Origin of the sequence: Mesorhizobium sp. M7A.F.Ca.ET.027.03.2.1, assembly GCF_003999175.1 — a bacterium.
Taxonomy (GTDB): domain Bacteria; phylum Pseudomonadota; class Alphaproteobacteria; order Rhizobiales; family Rhizobiaceae; genus Mesorhizobium.
Window position 1 is genome coordinate 1 of the sequence record NZ_RZOM01000813.1, and the last position, 2885, is coordinate 2885.

Here is a 2885-nt window from a genome sequence, read left to right on the forward strand (position 1 = left end):
ATGAAGGCGAGATCCGGCTCGAAGGAAAACCCGTCTCCTTCAAATCGCCGATGGAGGCCCGCGAAGCCGGCATCGAGACCGTCTACCAGAACCTGGCGCTGTCGCCGGCGCTGTCAATCGCCGACAACATGTTCCTTGGCCGCGAAATCCGTAAACCGGGTTTTCTGGGCGATTGGCTTCGCATGCTCGATCGCCCGGCGATGGAAAAGCGCGCCCGCGACAAGCTTACCGAACTTGGCCTGATGACCATCCAGAACATCAGCCAGGCTGTGGAGACGCTCTCGGGCGGCCAAAGGCAGGGCGTTGCCGTGGCGCGTGCGGCCGCCTTTGGCAGTCGTGTGGTGATCATGGACGAGCCGACGGCCGCCCTTGGCGTCAAGGAAAGCCGCCGCGTGCTCGAGTTGATCCTCGACGTCAAGAAGCGCGGCCTCCCGATCGTGCTGATCTCGCATAACATGCCGCATGTCTTCGAAGTGGCCGATCGCATTCACATCCATCGGCTGGGCCGTCGCCTCGCCGTCATCGACCCCAAGCAATATACGATGTCCGACGCCGTCGCCTTCATGACAGGAGCCAAGGCCCCGCCGGAGGCGGCGCTGGCGGCTTGATACATCTCGCCCAAGTGGCTGGCGCATGGCGACAACGGCAAGCACGGAACAGGGATTTGAAGCGCGGCGCGCGGGCCGTCTTGGCGCGTCACCCTTCAGAATTGCCAAATTGCCGCAGGGGGCAAGCCGGATCGAACCTGTTTAAATCGATTGAATATATGGCGGTATCAGCTAGCATGGGCTGGGAGGAGCGATGAAAGCCGGTATGATCATGGCAACCGCACGAGAGGCATCATGACGAGCGCGATGACATCCGAACCCCTTCCTCCACTGCTCGAAAATCCTGACCCAAAGACACTCGCACGTGAAGTCTTGGTTGCCCTCAAATACAGGGTCGGCAAGGACACCACCGTTGCGACCCAGTACGACTGGCTGACCGCCTCGATCAAGGTCGTGCGCGACCGGATCGTCGATCACTGGATGCAGGCGACGAGAGAGGCTTACGACCAGAAGGAAAAGCGCGTCTATTATCTGTCGCTGGAATTCCTCATCGGCCGCCTGATGCGCGATGCCTTCTCCAATCTGGGCCTGATGGACAACATGCGCGAGGCGCTGTCCTCTCTCGGTGTCGATCTCGACTTGATTGCAGCACTCGAGCCCGATGCGGCGCTCGGCAATGGCGGCCTCGGCCGGCTCGCGGCCTGCTTCATGGAAAGCATGGCGACCGTCGACATTCCGGCGCATGGCTACGGCATCCGCTATGCCAATGGCATGTTCCGGCAGGAGATTCACGACGGCTGGCAGGTCGAACTGCCAGAGACCTGGCTTGATCACGGTAACCCGTGGGAATTCGAACGTCGCGAACGCTCCTTCGAGGTTGGTTTCGGCGGTTCGGTGGAATCGATCACCTCCAAGGACGGGCGCCTCGAACGCCATGTCTGGAAACCGACCGAGCATGTGCTGGCCGTCGCCTATGACACGCCCGTCGTCGGCTGGCGGGCCAATCGCGTCAACACGCTGCGGCTCTGGTCGGGCATGCCGATCGATCCGATCCTGCTCGACAAATTCAATGCCGGCGACCACATCGGCGCGCTCGCCGAAAGCAACAAGGCCGATGCCTTGTCGCGCGTGCTCTATCCCGCCGATTCCCACAAAGCCGGGCAGGAACTGCGGCTTCGGCAGGAGTATTTCTTCTCTACCGCCTCGCTGCAGGACATCGTGCAGCGCCATCTGAGCCAATATGGCGACCTGAAGTCGCTGCCCGACAAGGCGGCGATCCATCTTAATGATACTCATCCGGCCATCGCTGTGGCGGAGTTGATGCGCCTGTTGATGGACGTCCACGGCATGGACTTCGACCAGGCCTGGGATATCACCCAGCGCACCTTCGGCTACACCAACCACACACTGCTGCCCGAGGCGCTGGAAAGCTGGCCGGTGCCGCTGTTCGAGCGGCTTTTGCCGCGCCACATGCAGATCGTCTATGCCATCAACGCTGAAGTGCTTCTGGAGGCGCGTGCTTCCAACCAGTTCTCGGACGAGCAGATTGGCCGCATCTCGCTGATCCAGGAAAATGGCGACCGTCGGGTGCGCATGGGCAATCTGGCCTTTGTCGGCTCGCATTCCATCAACGGCGTTTCGGCTCTTCACACCGACCTGATGAAGGAGACGGTGTTCGCCGATCTGCACAAGCTCTATCCCGATCGTATCAACAACAAGACCAACGGCATCACGCCGCGGCGCTGGTTGATCCAATGCAATCCCGGACTGACGTCGCTCGCCCGTGAGGCGATCGGCGACCGTTTTCTCGATGACATCGACGCCATTAAGGATCTCGACGGTTTCGCCGGCGACGCCGCCTTTCGCGACAAGTTCGCCGCCGTCAAGCGCGCCAATAAGGCGCGATTGGCCAACCTCGTCGCCGATCGGCTCGGCATCAAGGTCGATCCTTCGGCGCTTTTCGACATCCAGATCAAACGCATCCACGAATACAAGCGCCAGCTTCTGAACATTCTCGAGGCGATCGCCCTCTATGACCAGATCCGCTCGCACCCCGAGCGCGACTGGATGCCGCGCGTGAAATTCTTCGGCGGCAAGGCGGCGCCCAGCTACCACAATGCCAAGCTGATCATCAAACTCGCCAACGATGTCGCAAAAGTCATCAACCGCGATCCGGCCGTGCGCGGTCTGCTGAAGGTGGTGTTCGTGCCGAATTACAATGTCAGTCTGGCCGAGATCATGATGCCGGCGGCCGACCTTTCCGAGCAGATCTCGACTGCCGGCATGGAAGCGTCGGGCACCGGCAACATGAAGTTCGCGCTCAACGGCGCGCTGACC

The 2885-nt window shown here is 61.1% G+C and carries 2 protein-coding genes; both read left to right on the top strand.

Translation table 11 applies throughout. The features are described from left to right. The coding region (locus EN750_RS27330) for an ATP-binding cassette domain-containing protein (RefSeq protein WP_145967951.1) at positions 1–608 on the top strand (608 nt) is incomplete at its 5' end. 234 nt (positions 609–842) lie between these two features. Then, a partial coding sequence (locus tag EN750_RS27335) for a glycogen/starch/alpha-glucan phosphorylase (protein WP_145967952.1) occupies positions 843–2885 on the top strand: 2043 nt, incomplete at its 3' end.